Origin of the sequence: Arthrobacter sp. USHLN218 (assembly GCF_037144715.1) — a bacterium.
GTDB lineage: Bacteria > Actinomycetota > Actinomycetes > Actinomycetales > Micrococcaceae > Crystallibacter.
On the sequence record NZ_JBBCYT010000013.1, the window covers coordinates 32,495 to 53,974 of the forward strand.

Annotated in this window: 19 protein-coding genes and 1 pseudogene; 14 read left to right on the plus strand and 6 right to left on the minus strand. The window is 68.2% G+C overall.

The genetic code is table 11. The features are described from left to right. The first annotated feature begins 78 nt into the window (after positions 1–78). Positions 79–1,176 carry an NADH:flavin oxidoreductase/NADH oxidase gene (locus WFH44_RS20745; RefSeq protein WP_336716455.1) on the plus strand — a complete coding sequence of 366 codons (1,098 nt, stop codon included), beginning with the start codon at positions 79–81 and terminating at the stop codon, positions 1,174–1,176. A gap of 69 nt (positions 1,177–1,245) precedes the next feature. Here the strand turns inward: WFH44_RS20745 and WFH44_RS20750 are convergent, their stop codons facing one another. Beyond that, positions 1,246–1,977, minus strand: a complete 732-nt coding sequence (locus WFH44_RS20750; protein WP_336716457.1) for an SDR family NAD(P)-dependent oxidoreductase — start codon at positions 1,975–1,977, stop codon at positions 1,246–1,248. A gap of 57 nt (positions 1,978–2,034) precedes the next feature. Between WFH44_RS20750 and WFH44_RS20755 the strand changes: the two genes are divergently transcribed. Continuing rightward, positions 2,035–2,391 (plus strand): VOC family protein, encoded by a 357-nt coding sequence (locus WFH44_RS20755; RefSeq protein ID WP_336716459.1) that lies wholly within the window; start codon positions 2,035–2,037, stop codon positions 2,389–2,391. Between the two features lie 90 nt (positions 2,392–2,481). Here the strand turns inward: WFH44_RS20755 and WFH44_RS20760 are convergent, their stop codons facing one another. The 4 genes from WFH44_RS20760 to WFH44_RS20775 all read right to left on the minus strand — a co-directional run bounded on the left by WFH44_RS20760 (position 2,482) and on the right by WFH44_RS20775 (position 7,302). Further along, positions 2,482–3,609 carry a PLP-dependent cysteine synthase family protein gene (locus WFH44_RS20760; protein WP_336716461.1) on the minus strand — a complete coding sequence of 376 codons (1,128 nt, stop codon included), beginning with the start codon at positions 3,607–3,609 and terminating at the stop codon, positions 2,482–2,484. A gap of 74 nt (positions 3,610–3,683) precedes the next feature. Next, a complete protein-coding gene (locus WFH44_RS20765) occupies positions 3,684–4,652 on the minus strand; it encodes a quinone oxidoreductase family protein (protein ID WP_336716463.1) in 969 nt (322 codons plus the stop codon). Between the two features lie 222 nt (positions 4,653–4,874). Next, positions 4,875–5,690, minus strand: coding sequence for an IclR family transcriptional regulator (locus WFH44_RS20770; RefSeq protein ID WP_336716464.1), 816 nt, complete (start codon positions 5,688–5,690; stop codon positions 4,875–4,877). 256 nt (positions 5,691–5,946) lie between these two features. Beyond that, a complete protein-coding gene (locus tag WFH44_RS20775) occupies positions 5,947–7,302 on the minus strand; it encodes an MFS transporter (RefSeq protein WP_336716466.1) in 1,356 nt (451 codons plus the stop codon). A gap of 299 nt (positions 7,303–7,601) precedes the next feature. Between WFH44_RS20775 and WFH44_RS20780 the strand changes: the two genes are divergently transcribed. From WFH44_RS20780 to WFH44_RS20830, 11 genes are all read left to right on the plus strand, one after another. Further along, positions 7,602–9,002, plus strand: a complete 1,401-nt coding sequence (locus WFH44_RS20780) for an LLM class flavin-dependent oxidoreductase (protein ID WP_336716468.1) — start codon at positions 7,602–7,604, stop codon at positions 9,000–9,002. Positions 9,003–9,038: 36 nt separating this feature from the next. Beyond that, positions 9,039–10,340 carry a flavin monoamine oxidase family protein gene (locus WFH44_RS20785; RefSeq protein ID WP_336716470.1) on the plus strand — a complete coding sequence of 434 codons (1,302 nt, stop codon included), beginning with the start codon at positions 9,039–9,041 and terminating at the stop codon, positions 10,338–10,340. After that, positions 10,337–10,861, plus strand: coding sequence for a flavin reductase family protein (locus tag WFH44_RS20790; protein WP_336716472.1), 525 nt, complete (start codon positions 10,337–10,339; stop codon positions 10,859–10,861). The genes WFH44_RS20785 and WFH44_RS20790 overlap by 4 nt, the downstream gene beginning before the upstream one ends. A 17-nt stretch (positions 10,862–10,878) precedes the next feature. Further along, on the plus strand, positions 10,879–11,412 hold the full coding sequence (locus WFH44_RS20795) for a flavin reductase family protein (RefSeq protein ID WP_336716474.1): 534 nt from the start codon (positions 10,879–10,881) through the stop codon (positions 11,410–11,412). Further along, the gene (locus WFH44_RS20800) at positions 11,409–11,825 is read left to right on the plus strand and encodes an ester cyclase (RefSeq protein ID WP_336716476.1); all 417 of its coding nucleotides are present in this window, start codon (positions 11,409–11,411) and stop codon (positions 11,823–11,825) included. Before WFH44_RS20795 ends, WFH44_RS20800 begins: the two co-directional genes overlap by 4 nt. An 80-nt stretch (positions 11,826–11,905) precedes the next feature. Then, on the plus strand, positions 11,906–13,492 hold the full coding sequence (locus tag WFH44_RS20805; RefSeq protein ID WP_336716478.1) for an aldehyde dehydrogenase (NADP(+)): 1,587 nt from the start codon (positions 11,906–11,908) through the stop codon (positions 13,490–13,492). A gap of 100 nt (positions 13,493–13,592) precedes the next feature. Further along, on the plus strand, positions 13,593–14,378 hold the full coding sequence (locus WFH44_RS20810; protein ID WP_336716480.1) for a 2-keto-4-pentenoate hydratase: 786 nt from the start codon (positions 13,593–13,595) through the stop codon (positions 14,376–14,378). 45 nt (positions 14,379–14,423) lie between these two features. Further along, positions 14,424–15,278 carry a fumarylacetoacetate hydrolase family protein gene (locus WFH44_RS20815; protein WP_336716482.1) on the plus strand — a complete coding sequence of 285 codons (855 nt, stop codon included), beginning with the start codon at positions 14,424–14,426 and terminating at the stop codon, positions 15,276–15,278. 36 nt (positions 15,279–15,314) lie between these two features. Continuing rightward, entirely contained in the window at positions 15,315–16,469 is a 1,155-nt protein-coding gene (locus WFH44_RS20820; RefSeq protein WP_336716484.1) for an alcohol dehydrogenase family protein, read from the plus strand. After that, on the plus strand, positions 16,466–17,590 hold the full coding sequence (locus WFH44_RS20825; protein WP_336716486.1) for a mandelate racemase/muconate lactonizing enzyme family protein: 1,125 nt from the start codon (positions 16,466–16,468) through the stop codon (positions 17,588–17,590). Before WFH44_RS20820 ends, WFH44_RS20825 begins: the two co-directional genes overlap by 4 nt. Positions 17,591–17,699: 109 nt before the next feature. Then, the gene (locus WFH44_RS20830; protein ID WP_336716487.1) at positions 17,700–18,521 is read left to right on the plus strand and encodes an HpcH/HpaI aldolase family protein; all 822 of its coding nucleotides are present in this window, start codon (positions 17,700–17,702) and stop codon (positions 18,519–18,521) included. Positions 18,522–18,569: 48 nt separating this feature from the next. On the opposite strand, the gene WFH44_RS20835 is transcribed toward WFH44_RS20830, so the two are convergent. After that, the gene (locus WFH44_RS20835; RefSeq protein WP_336716488.1) at positions 18,570–20,813 is read right to left on the minus strand and encodes an MBL fold metallo-hydrolase; all 2,244 of its coding nucleotides are present in this window, start codon (positions 20,811–20,813) and stop codon (positions 18,570–18,572) included. 196 nt (positions 20,814–21,009) lie between these two features. Between WFH44_RS20835 and WFH44_RS20840 the strand changes: the two are divergent. Then, positions 21,010–21,480: pseudogene (locus tag WFH44_RS20840) on the plus strand (hypothetical protein); the annotation flags it as partial.

Below are 21,480 nucleotides of genomic sequence, written 5' to 3' on the forward strand. Positions count from 1 at the left end.
CGGTCGGCGGCCGTGGGCCACGCCATTGCCTCTGTAGGAATAGCTGGGCACGGGCACCGGTTGCAGCCTTACGTGAGTATGCTTTTCGAACCCGCGACCCTGACCACCCCCGACGGCTCCGGCCTGCAGCTGCGCAACCGCACCGTGCTCGCGCCGATGTGCCAGTACTCGGTGACCGCACGCGACGGAGTTCCCACCGACTGGCACCTGGTGCACCTCGGCGCCCGGGCTGCCGGCGGCTTCGGACTCGTCGTCGCCGAGGCAACCGCCGTCGTGCCCGAGGGCCGGATCTCCGACCGCGACGCCGGGCTGTGGAACGATGCGCAGCGCGAGGCCTGGAAACCCATCGTGGACTTCGCCCACGAGCAGGGGGCAGCGATCGGCGTCCAGCTGGCACACGCCGGTGCCAAGGCCTCCACCTACCCCTGGCTGCCCGGGCAGGCCGAGGGCTCCATCCCCGTGGACGAGGGCGGCTGGGAAACGGTCGGCCCCTCGACCACCGACATCTTCGGCCTGGCGCAGCCGCACGCGATGGACGTCGACGAGATCAAGGCCTCGGTCCAGTCATGGGCAGACGCCGCACGCCGCGCGGACGAGGCAGGCTTCGACGTCGTGCAGATCCACGCCGCCCACGGCTACCTGATCCACCAGTTCCTCTCCCCGCTGACCAACCACCGCGACGATGCCTACGGTGGCAGCTACGAGAACCGCACGCGGTATGCGCGCGAGGTCATCGCGGCGATCCGGGCCGCCTGGCCGGACCACAAGCCGCTGGCGATCCGCCTCTCCGGAGACGACTGGGTCGAGGGCGGATGGCGGCTCTCCGACACCCTCCGGTTTGTCCGCGAAGCACGCGAACTCGGCGTGACTGCTTTCGACCTCTCCAGCGCGGGCATCGGCTCGTACCACGGCCCCTCCGGCCCTGGCTTCCAGGTGCCGCTCGCGGCTGCCGTCCGCGAAGCCCTGGAGGGCACCGATTCCTTTGTCACCGCCGTCGGGCTCCTCACGGACCCGGCGCAGGCGGAACACGTCGTGGTCACCGGCCAGGCCGACGGCGTGAGCGTCGGCCGCGCCGCCCTGAAGGACGCGCATTGGCCCGCGAACGCGGCGAAGGCCCTCGGCATCACCCGCGACGTCAACCCCCGCGCGGACCAGTACTGGCGCGCCGCCTGGTAAGCGCCTAGCTGGACCGGTTGTGGCCGGCCCCGTTTGGCCTGACTGAGCGGGGGCCGGTCACGAACCGGATCAGGTAAGGCGCTCTCCGGTGATGCGGGCCAGCCGGTTCAGCAGCTCGGTCTGCAGGCGCTCATCGTAGGCGGCCCGGTGGGCCTGCTGCCGGTGCTGGTGGTGCCAGTAGCCGCCGCTCGTGCAGGCCTCCGGGTCCTCGCTGACGGCGAGCCACTCCTGGGTGAGGTGGCCCAGCCGCAGGTCGTCCGGGGCCGTCGGGCCGCCCATTTTGGTGGGCACCCAGCCGGGATCGACGGCGTTGCTGAGGACATCCGGCCACAACCGGGCCACCGCCATGGCCAGGGCGGTGGCGTAGAGTTTGCTGTCCGAGTAGGACACATGGTGCGCGGAGCCGTCCCGAAGCATGCCGGCCAGATCGGCGCTGCCGCCCCGGTGCATGCCGCTGCTGAGGTAGATCAGCCGGCGCGGCCGCCGGATAAGCGCGGTCAGCAGGTACGGCGCGACGACGTTGACCTGGAAGACGTGGGCCCCGCCGAGCACGCCCGCGTTGTGGACCACGGCGTCCAGCGGGCCGGCCCGGTTCACCTGGTCGGCGACGTCGCGCGTTTCCTCCATGTCGGACAGATCGCCAACCACGCCGGCCGCGCCGCGGTCGAGGAGATCCTGGACCGCGGCCAGGCGTGCGCTGCTGCGCGCATGAACGACGACGTCGTGCCCCTCGTCCAACAGCGTCTGTGCCGTTGCCCGACCGAGCCCGTCGGTGGAGCCGGTGATGAAAATCCGCGCCATCAGTCCTCCTTCAGGAAATGCCGCCCACAGGTCCACGTTTCGCACTATTGTGGCGCCATGGCAATAGCACGGTTCCCGACCATAGTCCTTGACTGCCCTGATCCGGCCGTCCTCGCGGCCTTCTACGGCGCCATGCTCGAATGGCCCGCGGAAGTATCTGACGACTGGGCCGAGGTCCGCGCCGACTACGGCCAGTCGCTCTGCTTCCAGAAAGTCGAGTCGTATGCGCCGCCGGTCTGGCCCTCACAGGACCGGCCCCAGCAGATGCACCTCGATGTGGTCGTCGACGACCTCGATGGCGCCGAAGCCGCCGTGATCGGGCTCGGCGCCGTCAAGCACGATCACCAGCCCGGCTCCGCGTTCCGCGTTTTCCTCGACCCGGCAGGTCATCCGTTCTGTCTCTGCACGAGCTGAAGCATCGGTCCCGGCAGTAACCGGCGACTGACAACGGGCGGACCGGCCTGACCATTCGACGTTGCCGGGCGGTCCACCGCAGCAGGATGTCTAGGACAGGACACCGGTGCGCATAAAGGCTTCCAGGCGGCGGTGGTACGGCCCTATGTCGATGCCGTTCGCGGCCAGCCACTCGTCCGAGTAGTACTTGTCGAGGTACCGCTCGCCGCCGTCGCAAATCAGGGAGACCACACTGCCCTGCCTGCCGGCCCGGACCATTTCGGAAATGATCCGCAGCGCCGCCCAGAGGCCCGTGCCCGTTGATGCGCCGGTGCGGCGGCCCAGCAGCTGGGTGAGCAGGCGGATCGCGGCGATCGCCGCGGCGTCCGGCACGCGCATCATGCGGTCGATGCTGGATCCGATGAAGCTGGCTTCCACACGCTGCCGGCCGATGCCCTCGATCCGCGAACCGAGGTTCGTGGTGACGCTTGGATCCCGCTCGCGCCAGCCGGGGAAGAAGGCCGAGTTCTCCGGGTCGGCCACGCAGATCCCGGTGGCCCTCCCGGTGTAGCGGACATAGCGGGCGAGCGTGGCCGAGGTGCCGCCGGTGCCCGCGGTCGCGACAATCCAGTCCGGCTCTGGGTGCCGCTCCTGCGACATCTGCTCGAAGATCGACTCGGCGATGTTGTTGTTGCCCCGCCAGTCCGTAGCCCGCTCGGCGTAGGTGAACTGGTCCATGTAGTGGCCGCCGGTTTCCCGTGCGAGGTCCGCGGCGGCGTCGTAGACCTCGTCCGGGTTCTGCACGAAATGGCATCGGCCGCCATGGAACTCGATCAGCCTGACCTTTTCCAGGCTCGTCGACTCGGCCATCACCGCGATGAACGGGACTCCGATGAGGCGGGAGAAGTACGCCTCCGAGATCGCGGTGGAGCCGCTCGATGCTTCGACCACGGGCTTGCCCGGCCTGACCCAGCCGTTGCACAGGGCGTGCAGGAACAGGGACCTGGCCAGCCGGTGCTTGAGCGAGCCCGTCGGATGCGTGGACTCGTCCTTGAGGTAGAGCTCCACGCCCCACTCAAGCGGCAGCGGAACCGCGAGCAGATGCGTATCCGATGAGCGGTTCGCGTCCGCCTGCACCTTCGACAGCGCGGCCGCGAGCCAGCCGCGGTAATCGGGGTCGTACCGGTCGACATCTTCCTCGGCCTGCACCGGGGGCTTCGCTGGAGTCGGGACGGTCATGCGCTTCCTTCCGCTGGGCTTCACCGACCGGATTCTAGCGCTGCGGCCGTTCAGTTGTGGAGGCGCCTCGGTACTCAAGGCACGAGCAGGAGCTTGCCCTGGACGGAACGCGACTCCAGCAGCTCATGGGCTCGGACTGCCTGGGCCAGCGGGTAGGTTCCGGCCAGGCGGATTGTGAATGATCCGTCGAGCACGGCGTCGAAGAGTTCGGCGGCGCGCCATCTGCGCTCCTCCTCGTCGAGTAGGTAGTCGTCGATGGTCGGGCGCGTCACGTACAGGGAACCGTGGTGGTTCAGCTGCTGCAGGTCGAAGGGCGGGACCTGCCCGGAGGAGCCGCCGAAGAGCACGAGCGTTCCGCGCTTTCGCAGCGCCTTCAGGGATTCACCGAAGGTGTCCTTCCCGACCGAGTCGTAGACGACGTCGGCGCCCCGCCCATCGGTGAGCTTCCGGACCTGGGCGGCGAAGCCTTTGTAACCAACGATCACGACGTCGGCGCCCAGCGAGCGTGCAGCCTCGCCTTTCTCCTCTGAGCCGACGAGCGCCACGACGGTGGCACCCTGCCGCTTGAGCAGCTGCACGGTAAGCCCGCCGACCCCGCCGGCGGCGGCCGTGATCACGGCGACGTCGCCCTCCCGCACCGGGTAGGTCGAGCGGACCAGATAATGAGCCGTCAGCCCCTGACCGGGGATCGCAGCCGCGACCTCGTCGGAGATTCCGTCCGGCACGCGCATGGCCTTGTCGGCGTTGACGAGGAACGCGTCGGCGTACGTGCGGGAAGACTGGGTGGTCGTGATCCGGTCACCGGGCAGGAAGCTCCTGACCGCGGAGCCGACGGCGGCGACCACTCCCATGCCTTCGGTCCCGGGGATGAAGGGGTACTCGACCGGATAGACGCCCTCGCGCTGGTACGTCTCCATGAAGTTCACTCCCACCGCCCGCGTCTCAACCAGCAGCTCGTGCGGGCCCGGCTCCAGCCGGGAACTTTCGGCAATGGAGAGGACCTCGGGGCCGCCGGCCCTCTCGACGACGATGGATCGGACCATTTCATGTCTCCTGGATCTGTAGGTGACGCAGCAGTCGCGAAGCCTACACCGGACCCTCGGATCTCCGTGAGGAAAACTTCTCCGGCGCGGCGGAAGTGAAGTGTTCACTTCTTGAACGTTGTGTTCGAATTTATGTCATCCATCAGGGCGGATCAAGTGGCCTGCGTCACATTTTCGACGGCGGCCGGCTGGTTGGGTGGATTTCCCGAGGCCCGGCAGGTGCTAGCCCAAAGCCTTGGCGATCTCTCCGGCGGCTTGGCGCAATTCATCAAGCATGTCCGGGAGCCGGTCCGACTTGAGGCGCTGGGTGGGGCCGTTGATGGTGAGGATGCCAATGAGGACGCCGGCCGGGTCGCGCACCGGCCAGCCGGCTGCGAAGAGCCCTTCTTCGAGTTCGTCTTCGATGAGCGCGTAGCCCTGTTCCCGGACTTCCTGCAGCTCCCTGAGGAGCGCCTTCCGGCTCGTGAGCGTGTGCGAGGTGAACTTCTCGAGCCTGTCGGGCAGCACGGACGCGATTTTGCCGTCGCTCAGTTCGGCGAGAATGAGCTTTCCCGTAGCGCTGGCGTGGAGGGGGTAGGTTCCGCCGAGATACTGATTGGACGTCAGGAAGCGGGAACCCGAGGCCTCGGCCACGACCTCGTGCTCGGACTCGCCTCGCACCATGACGAAAGTCAGGGTCTCATTGAACCTGGCGGCGTAGTCATTGAGGATCGGCTGGATTCTGGCAACGGCCCCCGCGTAGGGATCGGCCAGCCTGCCCAGGCGGGCCACCTGCCAGCCGAGCATGTAGCGGTTGTCCACCCGGTCGACGAAACCGGTCTGCTCCAGGCTTAGCAGCAGGCGGAAGGCCGTGGGCCGGGTCATGCCTACGGCCTGGGCTATTTCGGTGGCGGTGATGCCTTGCCGGTGCCGGCCCAGTTCGCTGAGCAGCACCGTGGCCTTGACCACCGATTTATTGACCAGGTCCAGGGATTCCGAGGGGGCGGGGGCTTCACCCTCCGGAGCCGCCTCAGGCGCCGAGCGTCGTCCCGCTGCCATTTCCACTCCCGATTGTCGTCCGATCCAGGCCGCGGCGGGCCAACCGCCGATTGCCCCCTCCATCCTAGGCCCTTTGGCTCAGCGGACCACGGCAGACCCCAAAGGGTACGGGGCGGGCGTCTCCGGACGGCGCTCGGGGCCTTTCCGTCCGGAAAGGCCCCGAGCGGGACTTCGAATGACACGGCTCCCGGCTACGCCTCGCCGCCGGACCCCCTCTCCGACGGACGGATGCGGCCGCTTCCGAGGCCGGCAGCTGCTACCTGGACGCCACCTTGCCCAGCGGCGCGGACGCTTCGTTCAGGCTCAGGCCCTTGGTTTCGGGCGCCAGGTACTGGGAGATGACGGCACCCAAAACGCAGATACCCGCGGCGATCATCATCGTTGCACCGACGCCCAGGCCGTCCACCGACAGCGGGAGGATGAAGGTTCCGGCAGCGGCACCGATGCGGGAGAACGCCGTGGCGAAGCCGACTCCGGCCCCGCGGATTTCGGTGGGGAAGATCTCGCCCGGGTAGACCCCGGTCAGCGCGGTGGAGAGCGCGTTCGCGAAGGAGAAGGTGACGAAGCAGGCGAGGATCACGAGCGGGGACACGTGTGCGAGCAGGCCGATGGCGACAAGTGCGACGGCGCTGGTCCACATCGGGGGGATGGCCAGCATGCGGCGGCCGACGCGCTCGACAAGGAACATCGCGGCGACGGCGCCGGCAACGACGACGCCGTTGAGCAGCAGCGCTCCGCTCAGCCCGTCCTCGACGCCCAGGCTTTCGAGCACGATCGGGGCGAAGGTCGCGATGGCGAAGTATGGCGTGACGTTGCAGAACCAGAACATGCAGATGAAGATCGTGGAATTGCGGTACTCGCGCGAGAACAGCCTGCGGAAGCTGGTTGCCTGGCGCTTTTCGCTCTCCATGTCCCGGATCTCCGCCTCCTCCATGTACTCGCGGGCAACGGCCATGCCTTCGTCGACCCGCCCCTTGCTGATCAGCCAGCGCGGAGACTCGGGGGTCCCGAGGCGCAGCAGGAAAACGATGAGCGACGGGACGGTGCTCATGCCCAGGATGATCCGCCAGTCGGCGTCGATGGCCGAGGCCATGTAGTAGCCCAGCGCGTAGGAACCCAGGTAGCCGATATACCAGGCAACCTCCTGCGCGGCGAGGAGCTTGCCTCTGAGCTTTGCCGGCGAGAACTCGGCGAGCAGCGGCCAGCCGATGGCGTAGTCGGCTCCGATTGCCAGCCCCATCAGCAACCGGATGACAAACAAGTGCCAGGCCTCGGCCACGAAGAACTGGGCCGCCGAGCCCACGAGGAAGATGGCCAGGTCGACGACGAACATCGGCTTGCGGCCGATCTTGTCGGCCAGGTACCCGCCAAGGGGCCCGCCGAGGAAGATGCCGATCAGGGCGGAGGCACCGATGAGGCCCTGCCAGGTGAGGGACAGGCCTAGGTCCGCGGTCATCGTCGGCATGACCAGGCCAATGCCGCCGAGGATGAAGCCGTCGATGAACATGCCGCCGGAGATTACGGCCGTGAGTTTGTACAGGAACCGCCTCTTTTGCGGGTCCAGCACCGGCTGCGATTCCAGGGCAGGGGCTGGGGTGACTGGTGGATTCACGGTGAACTTCCTAGTTTTCATGCTTTCCAGCAGGGGTGAGGCGCCGGCGATCCAGTGCGCGGCGCCAGTGAGCGTGAAGGGAATGCGATCTCAAGAACGTTCATTTTGTGAACGTGACGCTCAAAATATGACACCGGCCACATTCCATGTCAAGGTCTCGGACCCCAAAGATTTGTGGCCGGCATCACGTCTTGACAGTGAGACGGCTAACACCTAAATTGAACGCATCGTTCATTTCTTGAACGTCACCGATCAGTTGTCGAGCTATCGGCACCAGTCCGTAGGGAGCCCTCGCTGCCATGAAAAATGAACCGCTGAGCCTGTTTGCCTTCGACGTCTTCGCCCCGGCCCACCTGACCTCCGGGTCCTGGCGGAACGACGGCGACCAGGGCTATCGCTACACCGACCTGCAGTATTGGACCGGGGTGGCACAGATGCTTGAGAAGGCCGGCTTCGACGGCATCTTCTTCGCCGACAACGTCGGCTACCACGATGTATTCCGCCGCAACGGCGATGCCGCACTGCGCGACGCTGCGCAGTTCCCCATTAACGACCCGACGGTGTTGATCAGCGGCATGGCGGCCGTGACCAAGCATCTGACTTTCGGCGTGACCTGCTCGGCGACCTATGAGCCGCCCTATCTACTGGCCCGGAAGTTCAGCAGCCTGGACCACCTCACCTCCGGCCGCGTCGGCTGGAACATCGTGACCTCCTATTCGGAGGCCGCCGCCCGCAACCTCGGCAAGCAGCAGCAGCTCAGCCCCGAGGAGCGCTACGACCTGGCGGACGAGTACATGGACGTTGTCTACAAGCTCTGGGAATCCTCCTTCGAGGAAGACGCCGTCGTCCGGGACCCGGAGTCGGCAACCTACGTGGATCCCGCCAAGGTCCACCCGATCGACCACGCAGGCACACACTTTACGGTGCCCGGATTCCACCTGTGCGAGCCGTCCCCGCAGCGCACGCCCGTGCTATTCCAGGCCGGTTCGTCCTCCCGGGGCATGGCATTCGGCGGCAAGCATGCGGAAGCCGTGTTCATCCAGAGCACGTCCGTCGAGGGCGCCAAGCGAACGGTAGCCAAGGTCCGCCAGTCGGTGGCAGACGCCGGCCGCGACCCCCGCGACGTCAAGGTGGTCATCCTGCTCACCGTTGTGGCGGCTCCCACTGACGAGGAGGCGCAGGCCAAGTACCGGAAGGCCGTGGGCGACGCGCCCGTCGAGGGCATCCTGGCCCGCTTCAGCGGCTGGACCGGCATCGACATGTCCGAGTACGAGCTGGACACGCCGTTGCGCTCGGTGGGAACCAAGGCCGGTCAGTCCATGGTGGACATGTTCTCCAAGGCGGACCCGGACCGGGACTGGACCCCGCGCCAAATCGCCGAGTTCCTCGCGGTCGGCGGCAGCGGCAGCACCATCGTCGGGTCGCCGCAGACGGTCGCCGCCGAGCTGCGCCGCTGGCGCGACGAGGCCGACGTCGACGGCATCAACCTCAGCTACATCAGCAAGCCCGGCAGCTGGGAGGAATTCATCGAACTCGCGCTGCCGGAGCTCCGGGCCCAGGGGATCGTCGCACCGGCACGTGCCGAGGACGAAGCGCCGGTCACCCTGCGCGAAAAGCTCTTCCCCGGCCATAAGTACACGCTGGACAACCACCCGGCCACGGGCCACCGCGCCCGGCACCTGACCGGCGTCGGAAACTGACACCGCTCACGCGAACAAAATCTACGGAGTTACAACATGCCTGAACAGACGGACGTCGTCGTCATCGGTGCCGGTCTTGCCGGCCTCATTACAGCCCGCGAGCTCGGTACCCGCGGCCACCACGTCGTCGTGCTCGAAGCCCGCGACCGCCTCGGCGGCCGCCTGTGGACCGACAACCGGCTGGGCCAGAAGCTGGAGATCGGCGGCAACTGGGTGCACTGGACCCAGCCCCATGTCTGGGCCGAGGTCACCCGCTACGGCCTCGAGATCTCCCGCGGCCCGCGGTCCGAGGAAACCTACTGGCTGGCGGGCAACGAGGTACGCCGCGGCAACCTCGACGATTTCATGGAACTGATCGATCCCGGGATGACCCGGCTACTCGAAGACACCATGAAGTGGCTCCCCCGCCCGGACGCGCCGCTGACCAACCCCGGCCTGGCGGAAGCGGACCAGTACAACCTGCAGGAGATGCTGGACAAGCTGGACCTCTCCGAAGACGAGCGCAACGCGAACGAGGCGGCCTGGGTCGGCCACTTCAATGCACCCCTGAACCAGTGCGCCTATGTCAACGCCCTGCGCTGGACCGCCGCATCCTCCGGGCACTGGCACCTGATGCACGAAGCCTCGGCGATCTACCGCATCAAGGACGGCAACGACACGCTGCCGAAGGCGATCGCCGCGGACTCAGGCGCCGACATCCGCCTCAATTCCCCGGTCACCGCCGTCCGCCATGACGGCCAGGGAGCCACCGTCTCCTACGGCGACGGCCGGGAAATCCAGGCCAAGAAGGTCGTCATCACCCTGCCGCAGAACATCCTGCACAAGCTCGATGTTCAGCCCGTACTGTCCGAGGGGAAGCTCGCGCCCAGCCGGGAAAAGACCGCGTCCCAGGGCGTCAAGGCCTGGATCCGGGTCAAGGGCCCGATCAAGCCCTTCTTCGCCTACTCGGCCCAGGACAAGCCGCTGTCCGTGATCCGCACCGAGTTTGTCGGCGATACCGACGCCGTGCTGGTCGGCTTCGGTGCCGACTCCAAGCGCATCGACGTCACGGACCGCGACCAGGTCCAGGAAGCCATCAAGGTCTGGCGCGACGACCTGGAAGTCCTCGAAGTCGCCGGCCACCAATGGATGGACGACGAATACGCCGGAGAGACCTGGCAGATCCAGCGTCCCGGCCAGCTGACCAAGTACCACGCCGCACAGCAGGCCAGCGAGGGCAACCTGCACTTCGCCAGCGGCGACATCGCCAACATCTGGGCCGGCTTCTTCGACGGAGCCATCGAATCCGGCCTCCGCACCGCCCGCAACATCAACTCGGAACTTCAGGAGGAATCATGACCGCCACGGCCTTAACCGCCCGCCCCATCGACTCGGACCGCTACCGCGCGGTCATGCGGCACCTGCCCACCGGCGTCGCCGCCATCTGCTCGACCGACCCGCTCACCGGGGCCCAGAACGGCATGATCGTCGGCACCTTCGCCTCCCTGTCCATGGACCCCGCCCTGGTGACGTTCAGCGTCACGCACACCTCCACAAGCTGGCCCAAGATCGCGGAGACCGGGCGCTTCGGCATCAGCCTGCTCGCCGAGGACCAGCAGCACGTCTGCAAGGCACTCTCCGCGAAGGGCGATGACAAGCTCGGCACCCTCGACTGGTCCGAATCCGACTGGGGGACCCCGCACATCCACGGGTCGCTGGCCTGGTTCGACTGCCACCTGGAGCAGCAGATCGTTGCCGGCGACCACCTGATCATCGTCGCCACCGTCCTGGAGATGTTTCCCGGCGAGGGCAACCCCCTCATCTTCCACGGCGGCCGGTTCGGCGGCGTCCGCGAAAGCGCACCGGCGCAGGCGGCATAGGGCTGAAGGGAACAGTCATGGACACCAACCTCGTCGCGGACATCACCCCCGCGTACTACCGCCAGGTCCTGGGCAAGCTGCCCACCGGCGTCGTGGCCATCACCGGAGTCAACGACGACGACGAAAAGCTCGGCCTCGTCGTCGGCACCTTCCAGTCGCTCTCGCTGGAGCCGCCCCTGGTCACGTTCTGCGTGGACAAGTCCTCCTCCACCTGGCCCAAGCTTCGCAAGCTCCAGAACTTCACCGCGAACATCCTCTCCGATGACCAGGTCGGCATCTGCCGTTCGCTCTCCCGCAAGGGGCCGCGGAAGTTCGAGAACCTGCCCTGCAGCCTCGGCCCGCTCGGCACGCCGCACCTTGACGGGGCAACCGCGTGGATCGACTGCGTGGTCACGGCGGAAGTCGCCGTCGGCGACCACTACATGGTGGTTGGAGCCGTCACCAGCATGACCGAAGGCAGCGGCGACGCCCTGCTGTTCAGGGGTGGAAAGTTCGGCCAGTACCAGCCGATCGAGATGCCCGTACCGGATGAAGCAAGGAGCGCATCATGAGCACGAAGCGGGAAGCCATCCTGCACGCGTGGAACCAAGCCTGGGGCCAGGGCGACACGGCGGCCTTCGAACAACTCCTTGCCCCGGGCTACGTGCGCCGCTCGAAGTCGGGCAGCGAAGACTACGCAAGCCTGCGCAAGACCATCGAGGCCACCCACGCAGCGTTCCCGGATACCACCACCGAGATCCTGCGCATCCTCGAAGACGGCGACACCGCCGCCATCCATTGGCAGACCCGGGCCACCCACCAGGGCACATTCATGGACGTCCCCGCCACCGGCCGCAGCGTAACCGTCAACGCCGCGTCATTCCTGAGGTTCGAAGACGGCAAACTCGCCGAGGAATGGGTCGTCTGGGACCCGCGGGAGCTTCTGTCCGCCCTCGGCATCTGGCACCTGGGCGCCGGGAACTGACCGGCAGCAGCCACCATCCACCAAGGCGGCGGCGGGCACCGCCCGCTGCCACCCGCACTTTCAACGCAGGAGACTCGACGATGACTCTGACCGGACACTCCCTGATCGCCAGGGAGACCATCGCCGGCACCGGGGGCCAAGCCTTCGGTATCAACCCGTCCACCAACGAACAGCTGGAACCGGCCTACGGGCTCATCAGCACGGAACAGCTCAGGGCCGCCACCGCCGCGGCCGCCGACGCCTTCGCATCCTTCAGCAGCCTCGAGCCGGAGCGGCACGCACGTTTCCTCGAAATCATCGCCGACAACATCGAAGCCATCGGCGACGAACTGATCGAGCGCGCTTCGGCGGAGACAGGGCTCGGCGCCGCGCGGCTGCGCGGCGAACGGGCACGTACCACCGACCAGCTCCGCTTGTTTGCCGACGTCGTACGCCGCGGCGACTTCCGCGGCGCACGAATCGATCCCGCCCTGCCGGAACGCACGCCGCTGCCGCGGGCGGACATCAGGCTGCGCCAGGTCCCGCTGGGACCGGTGGCCGTCTTCGGCGCCAGCAACTTTCCCCTGGCCTTCTCCGTGGCCGGCGGGGACACCGCATCGGCCTTCGCGGCCGGCTGCCCGGTGATCGTGAAGGCGCACAACGCCCACCCGGGAACCTCCGAGCTGGTCGGCCGGGCCGTCACCCAGGCCGTCCGCGACCTCGACCTGCACCCCGGCGTCTTCTCGCTCGTCTACGGCGCCGGAACGAGCATCGGCCAGGAACTGGTCGCCGACCCGGCCATCAAGGCCGTCGGCTTCACCGGCTCCCGCGCGGGCGGCACCGCCCTCATGCGCGCCGCCGCCGCCCGAACCGAGCCCATCCCGGTCTATGCGGAAATGTCCTCGATCAACCCGGTCTATGTGTTCCCGGGGGCCGTGCGCGGCGACGTCGACGCCCTGGCCGGCCAGTACGTAGCGTCGGTGACCGGAAGCTCCGGCCAGCTCTGCACCTCGCCGGGGCTTCTGTTCGTGCCCGTTGGCGAGGACGGAGACCGCCTGGCGGATGCGGTCGCCCGGACCGTCGCGGACCAGGCCGGCCAGACGATGCTGACCGAAGGCATCGCATCGTCCTGGCAGCGGGGCTTCGGTTCGGTGGTGTCCGCCGCCGACGTGGAGCTGCTCGCCAGGGGCCAGGCCGGCAGTACGGAGAACGCTCCGGCGCCGGCAATCTTCAGCGCCGACCTCGACGTCTTCACCGCCAACCGCGTCCTCCACGAAGAGATCTTCGGCTCGGCCAGCCTGATCGTCCGCTACAAGAACGTGGAAGACCTCGCGCAGGCCACGGACCTGCTCGAGGGGCAGCTGACGGCCTCGATCCAGGCCGCGGAGGAGGACTACGCCCCCGTTGCCTCCCTCATTCCCGCCCTGGAACGCAAGGTCGGCCGGATCGTCATCAACGGATGGCCCACGGGAGTAGAGGTCGGCCACGCCATGGTCCACGGCGGCCCCTACCCGGCGACCTCGGCCCCGAGCACGACGTCCGTCGGCACCCTCGCCATCCACCGGTTCCTGCGGCCGGTCTCCTACCAGAACTTCCCCGACCAGCTGCTTCCGGCACCTCTGCAGGATGCCAACCCGTGGCGGGTGAACCGGCTCGTCGACGGCGAAGCCGGGGTCCAGCCCCGCTAGGCGAGGGTACCCGCAGCCCCGAATTTTCCGGCCCCGGATGGACCTAAACAACCGACCCTCATCCGGGGCCGGAGCTTCACATCTGAAAGGAACCGCACCCATGTCCACCATCACTCTCGAGGACGTCGCCGGCACGCTCCGCACCGCCCGCCAGCAGGGCCGGCCCGTTGCCGCACCCACGGAAACCTGGCCCGCCCTGGACGCCGACGCCGCCTTCGCCGTCCAGAAGATAAACGTTGATATGGCCGTCTCAAACGGCGACCGGCTCGTGGGCTACAAGCTCGGAAACATCGCCAAGGTCATGCAGGATGCCTTCGGCCTCGACCAGCCGGACTACGGACACCTGCTCGCCAGCACCTTCGCCTACGAGGGGACCACCCTGGAGCGCGGCAGGTTCATCGAGCCCTTCGTGGAACTCGAGCCGGCCTTCGTGCTGCGGCGGCACCTACGCGGCCCGAACGCAACCGTCGCCGACGTCGTGAACGCCATCGAATTCGCCATGCCCGCGATCGAAATCATCGACTCCCGGGTCAAGGACTGGGCGATCGGGCTCCCGGACACGCTGGCCGACAACGGATCCACCGGCGCAGTCATTCTCGGCGGCACGCCCCGCCGGATCACCGACCTGGACCTGCGCGACACCCGCGGAGTCCTGCGCTTCAACGACCGGGAAGTCATCGCCGGCTCCACCCGGAACATCCTCGGCAACCCGCTGGCCGCCGTCGCCTGGCTGGTCAACCGCCTGGCCGAATACGGCGTCGAATTCCAGCCCGGACAGGTCATCCTGCCCGGCAGCTGCCTGCAGGCGGTGCCGATGAACGACGCCGGCCGCTGGTCGGGGACCTTCGAGGGCTGGGGCACCGTCGAATTCGACGTCTCTGCCTGACCTGCCGCACCATCCCGATCCATCCATCCATCCGGAGGACTCCTCATGCGCCTGGCCAATATCTCCGGCCGCCTCTCGCTGATCACCCCCGCAGGCGGCGTTGTCGACGTCGCGCAGGAAACCGACGGCCGCTTCAGCCCGCACATCCAGGACTGCTACGACCGTTGGGACGAACTGAGGGAGGCGGCCCCCGCCCTCGAGGGGTTACCCGGGAAGCCCCTCGCCGACGTCGGACTCCCTGAATTCGGCAATCCGGCGCCGTCCCCACGGCAGGTCTTCGCGATCGGACTGAACTACGCCGACCACGCGGCAGAGGCATCGCTGGCGGTGCCCGAGGACCTCACCGTGTTCACGAAGTTCCCCACCGCGCTGGCGGGACCGTACGGAACGGTGGTCCTGCCGCCGGGAACCGTGGACTGGGAGGTCGAGCTCGTCGCCGTGGTCGGGCGGGGCGGCCGGAACATCGCCGCGGACCAGGCCTGGAGCCACGTCGCCGGCGTCTCGGTGGGACAGGACCTCTCCGAGCGGACTCTGCAGTCGGCCGGGCCTGCCCCGCAGTACAGCCTGGCGAAATCCTTCCCTGGGTTCGGACCGGTCGGCCCGCTGCTGGCCACTCCGGACGAGTTCGAGGACCCGGACAAGATCGAACTGGGCTGCGCCATCAACGGCGAACAGGTCCAAAAGGGCAACACCTCGGACATGGTCTTCCCCCTTCCCGAGATCATCGCCCGCCTGTCCAGCATCACGCCGCTGCTCCCCGGAGACGTCATCTTCACCGGCACCCCTCCCGGGGTTGGAGTCGGCCGCTCGCCCCGGCGTTTCCTGGCCCCCGGCGACGAACTCGTCACCTACATGGCCGGCGTGGGCGAAATGCGCCACCGCATGCAGGCCGGCGGCTAGCGAGCCAACCACTACACAGACGAGGAAGGACCCCACATGGCATTACCCCCAGCGATGGCCGCAGCGGTGCTGACCGGCCACGGCGGCCTGGACAAGCTCGACTACCGCACCGATGTCCCCGTCCCCCGCCCCGGACCGGGCGAGGTGCTGATCCAGGTGGCGGCCGCCGCCATCAACAACACCGACATCAACACCCGCATCGGCTGGTACTCCAAGGCCGTGGCATCCGGAACCAACGACGGCGGCGCGGCGGGTTTCGCCGACATCACCGACTCCGACGCCGCCTGGTCCGGCCAGGCCTTGTCCTTCCCGCGCATCCAGGGCGCGGACGTCTGCGGGCGGATCGCGGCCGTCGGGGAAGGCGTCCCCGAGGACAGGATCGGCAAGCGCGTCCTCGTCCGCAACATGCTGCGCACCTACGTCGGCTACCGCCCGTACGAATGCTGGACCTTCGGCAGCGAGTGCGACGGCGGCTTCGCCCAGTTCACCCTCGCCCCGGCGCGCGAGACCCACGCCGTGGACTCCGACTGGAGCGACGCCGAACTGGCGGCCGTCCCGTGCGCCTACTCGACGGCGGAGAACATGCTGCACCGCGCCGGCGTCGGCGCCGAACGGGTCCTCGTCACCGGCGCGTCCGGAGGGGTGGGCCTGGCCGCCGTGCAGCTGGCCAAGCGGCGCGGCGCCCACGTGATTGCGGTCTGCTCCCCCGCCAAGGCCGAGCTGGTCCTGGCCCAGGGCGCGGACCGGACCGTGGACCGCGGCGCCGATCTCATCGAGGCCCTCGGCGCGGGCTCCGTCGACGCCGTGATCGACATCGTCGGCGGGCAGCAGGTCGCGCAGCTGCTGGAACTGCTGCGCCCCGGCGGCGCCTACGCCATCGCCGGAGCCATCGACGGCCCGCACACCGAGATCGACCTGCGCACGGTCTACCTCAAGGACCTGCGGCTGCTCGGCTGCACCTTCCAGGACGACGAGGTGTTCGAAAACCTCATCGGCTACATCGAACGCAACGAGATCCGCCCCGTCGTCTCGGGCACCTATCCCCTGGCCGACATCGCGCGGGCGCAGCAGGACTTCCTCGCCAAGAAACACACCGGAAAGCTCGTCCTCATCCCGCCGCCCGCCGCTCCCGGCGCCGGCACTGCGTCCGCCGCCGCATCCCGTACCGCCCGGCCGGAGGCCCACCTGTGAAAATCACCGGCATCGAGCTCTTCCACGTTGGTTTGCCCTACTCCGGCGGCACCTACCAGCTCTCCGGCGGCCGCACCTACGACTCCTTCGACGCCTCGATCGTGCGGATCACGTGCAACGACGGCACGCAGGGCTGGGGCGAAAGCACGCCTTTCGGCTCCACGTACGTCGCGGCACACGCGCTCGGCGCCCGGGCCGGCATCGCCGAACTCGCCCCGGCGCTCCTCGGCCGCGACCCGCGCCAGGTGGACCGGATCCACGACCTGATGGACGCCACGCTGGTCGGGCACAACCACGCCAAGACCCCGCTCGACATCGCCTGCTGGGACATCTTCGGCAAGTCCGTCGGCCTGCCGGTTTCCGAACTCCTTGGGGGATCCACCGGCATCCCGATGCCGATGATCTCCTCGATCTACGCGGGTGATCCCGAGGACATGCGGCACCGCGTCGCCGAGCACCGCGCCCGCGGCTACCTCGGCCATTCCATCAAGATCGGCGCCCTCGACAGCGAAGGCGGTCCGGCCCTCGACGCCGAACGCATTGCCGCCTGCCTCGCCGACAAGCAGCCCGGCGAATACTTCCTCGTGGATGCCAACGGCGGCCTGGTGCCCGAGACCGCCCTGCGGATGCTGCGCCTGCTGCCGCCGGGCCTCGACTTCGTCCTCGAGGCCCCGTGCGCCACCTGGCGGGAAACCCTGTCGCTGCGGCAGCGCTGCGCCTACCCGATCATCCTCGACGAACTCGCCCAGGAGGAAGAGGACATTTCGCGGGCCATCGCTGAGGATGCGGCGGACGGGATCGGCCTGAAGATCTCCAAGGCCGGCGGGCTCACCCCCGGCCGGCGCCAGCGCGATATCGCCCGCGCGGCCGGCCTCACGCTCAGCGTGCAGGATACCGTCGGCTCGGTGATCGCGTTCGCCGGAATCGTGCAGCTCGGCGCCACCGTCCCGGCCCAGCTGCTGCGCTGCGTGCTCAACTGCGCGGACATGGTCACGCTGGAGACCGCGAAGTTCGACTTCGTGCAGGCGGCCGGCGGGATCCTTCCCCCGGCCGCGCCGGGCCTCGGCATCACGGTCAACGAGGCGGTCCTCGGCGACCCGGTGGCCGCCTGGGCGGCCTGAGCTACCATCCCCATAACGACGGCGACGCTCCCCGCTTTCGGCGCGTGTCGCCGTCGTCAGCGGTCAGCAGGCTACGGCAGACAGGCCTCACGGCAGGAAGAAGGAACAGATGAAGGCATACAGCGAGAGCGGAGGGCATGCCGGCCTGCCCGTCCCGCGCCTGGCGCTCAACGAGGGCCGGACCACCTACGGAGCCTGGATCAACTTCCGCGACCCCGCGGTCGTGGACATCCTGGCCGCCGAGGGATTCGACTGGATTTGCATAGACGGCCAGCACGGCGGCGCCGAAATCCACGAGCTGCAGCCGATGGTCGAAGCGGCCCACCTGTTCTCCGTGCCATCGATCGTCCGGGTCCCGGGGCACGACGCCGGTACGCTCACCCGGGTCCTCGACACCGGCGCCGGGGGCATCATCTTCCCGACCGTGGAAGACGCCGCCACGGCGGAAACCCTCGTTGCGGCGTGCCGCTTCCCGCCGCACGGAAAGCGCAGCTACGGGCCGACCCGGCGCAGCCCGCGCTACCCGGCGCCGGTGCCCGGCAACCCGCAGGAGGACCCGCTGTGCATCCTGATGGTCGAGACCGCGGAGGGGCTGGCCAACCTGGACGCGATCCTCGCCGCGGGGCCGGACGCCGTCTTCGTGGGACCTTACGACCTTTCCCTCAGCCTCGGCATGACGTTCGAGGAGCTGACTGGCGAGGGGCCCGGCGGCGTCCTGGCCGGCATCGCGCGCCGGGTGGCCGCCGCCGGCGTCGTTCCGGGCATCTACACGGGAGAATCAGGGCTCTCCGAAACGATGACAGGCCTCGGCTTCCGCTTCATGCCCATCGCCACGGACAGCGGGCTCCTGGCGACGGCCGCCCGCGGCGCGGTTTCCGCCGGCGGCAACATAGGACCCCGGAAAGTCCAGGGCGCCGCAGCCACTTCGTGAGCACGCACCGGGGCTCCATGGAATGCCGTCGAGCCCCGGTGCTGCCCGCTAGCCTGCCCTGAAGACCGTCGCACCGTCAGCAGGGATGACGATGGCGCTGGCCGGCGTCAGGGCGACGCGGTAGGTGCCGCCCGCCTCGACCGACTCTAGGACGGATTCTGCCTCTTCGCGGCTGGGGAACCGCTGAGTGCGGAGGATCTCGGTCACTTCGGGGCGGATGGACTCGACCGGCCCCACACCGGGCAGGTAGCCGCCGTAGGAATCGAGCACGTCGAGCTCGAACTGCACGTACCAGCCGTCCGGGTCGTGCACGAAGCTGTCGATGAGGATGGTCGCCCCGTCTGCGAGCAGGGGGATCTGCGGGTTCTTGTTGAGGGCGCGGTCGTAGCCGTGCAGCACCTTGCCGCCGTCGACGAGCCGAACACGGACGTCGTCGACGCCGTTCTCGCGGCCGGGCTTGAACGGGCCAAAGGTCTCGATGCTCTGGTACCCCGGCTGGTCGTCAGCCACCGCGTTGGTCGCCACCGCATAACGCTTCTCGAGGTAGTTCGTCCACTCTCCGCGGTTCATCGCGTCCAGCATCGTCAGCTGCCGGCCGCTGTTCGCGGGGTCGTTGTTGTAGGCCTTCAGGGCCTGGTAGATCTCGATGAGCGGGAACTGGTTCGCGTGCTGGCCCGCAACGAAATCCGGTTCGAACCGCTGCTGCAGCCACGCGAGGTTGTAGGGGAAGCCCAGGCGCTGCCAGCCGTTGGTGGCCGATACCGTCTTGGGGCTCCAGCCATAGCCGCCCATGTAGCCGAAGGTGAGCCGTTCGCCGTCGTCCGGGTTCTGCACCTCGAAGATGAAGGAGGCCGAGCCCGGCGTGTGCCCGGGCGACCACAGCGGCAGCAGCCGCACGTTCCCGAAGTCCATCCATTCGTCGTAGGTGAAGAACTCGCTGCGCTCGCGGATGAGCGTCTCCCCGGCCGGCAGCGCGGGCGGCAGGTTCCACACGTTGCCGACGGCGTCCTGCGGGAGTCCGGCGATGTCTTCGCGCGGCGAAAGAAGCCGCACCTTTCCGCCCGAGTTCTCGATCATCGTCACGAGCTCGACGGTGGACCCGTAATGGTCAAGGTGGCCGTGCGCCATGATGATGTCGTCGATGTCGCGCGGATCGAAGCCCACGGCCTCGATGTTCTTCCAGTACTGGTATCCGCTGTTCGGCCATCCGGTGTCGACGAGGATCAGGCGGTCGTCCTGCGGGTTCCGAGTCCCCCCGTTCGTCTTGAACAGGTAGCAGGAGACCTCGTTGTCGCCGACGAAGAAGAAGGTGCCGGGGACGATTTCGAAGGGCTCGGTGCTTCGGGTGTAGGCCGCGGTCGTCGGCCGGGTCGCGACGATGTCCACGTAGCGCTGTCCCGACACGGGGTCGACTCCTTTGTCGCTGAGGAGGTCGCTCTGCGTGGGCACGTCCCAGACGGGCTTGCCGTCCGACTCGTCGTGCGGCGTGAAGAAGAAGATCTGACTGACCTTGGCCTGCTTCGCCTGCCGATGGTCGCGGTCGAACACGACGAAGGCGGCCTGGCGCCGGGTGGTCGCATAGGAGTAGTCCTTCGTGACCGGGATCGCGTCGAAGGTCGAGGAGCCGGAGGCACCCCAGTTGGTTATGTCGACGCGGTACACCTCTGCGTCCGCGGCCACACGATAGGTCTCTTCGTAGCGCTTGCTCGCCTGGGGCAGCGGACGGCCGGAGATATCCTCGGCGACGACGCGGCCGTCTCCGATGGTGATCGTTCCACGGGACTTGCCGTAAACCCAGCCAGCGGCGACCATCTCGCCGGGACGGCCGTTTCGAGGCGCCAGTTCCGGGCCGTACTTCTGCGTGGCGAAGATGGGCGTGCTGCTCTTGGCCAGCACGACGTGGAAAGGATCGCGGTGTTCGTCGTTGACGACGACCTCCCCCTTCTTCACGACGAAGTCCACGAGCATCCCGGCACTCAAACCCGCGGCGATCTCTTCTGCGGCGCTCGGCCGGACGGGCTGCGTCACCGCCAGGCGCGGTCCGCCCTCGCACAGCACCGGCACCTCGACGACGGCGTGGTTGGCTTGGTCCGAGATCTTGGGGGCGCCGATGATGAAGCCGGATGCCACCCCGTCCTTCTGCTGAAGCCGGACCGTGGGCGCCGCCTGCGTGGCTACTGCCGCTTGTGCGGCGGCTTGGCTCGAGGAAAGGGCGGCGGCTGCCAGGACCCCGCTGCCCGCGGCCGACGCCCCGGCCCTGAACAACGATCGGCGGTTGAACTCGATTCCCATACGTGACCCTTCGTTCCGGCGCCCCTCCTTGGACGCTTTGATGGAACGATAAAGCGGAAATGTGACGCACGTCCAAGTCCATGTGGGCATGGTTCCATGCGGTCGCGGCATAGCATGCTTGCCTAGGGAACCGGCGGCCGCGCCCGCGGATAGCCAGCCCGGAGACTCCCCCGACCGAAAGGAAGCCCGCCGCATCATGAGCGCCCTCGGATATCTTGCTGCGTCGGCGCCGCCGAGACTGGCCATTGCCGGCTCCGCCGTGGCGATCCCGATCCTCGCGGTGCAGCAAGCGGACGACGTCCTCCTCGGCGGCGCCCTGGTCTCGGTCTCCCTCGGTCCGAGCGTGGTGGCCGCCCCGCTGGTCGGCGCGGCCCTGGACCGCGCCCGCAGGCCGGGCCTCCTGATCGCGGCGTCCGGCGTGCTGACCGCCATCGCCTTCGCGATCACGGCGTTCCTCGGCCAGATCCCGCTGCCGGTCGTGTTCGCGGCGCTGGCCGTGGCCGGAGCGGTCGCCCCGTTCTTCATGGGCGGGCTCTCCAGCTTCGTCTCCGACGCGATTCCGGACAAGCGGCGGGCCTTCGCCTACGACGCGCTCTCCTACAACTCCTCGGCCGTCGGCGGGCCCGCCCTCGTCGCCATCATGGTGCTGTTCGTGCCGGCCCCGGCC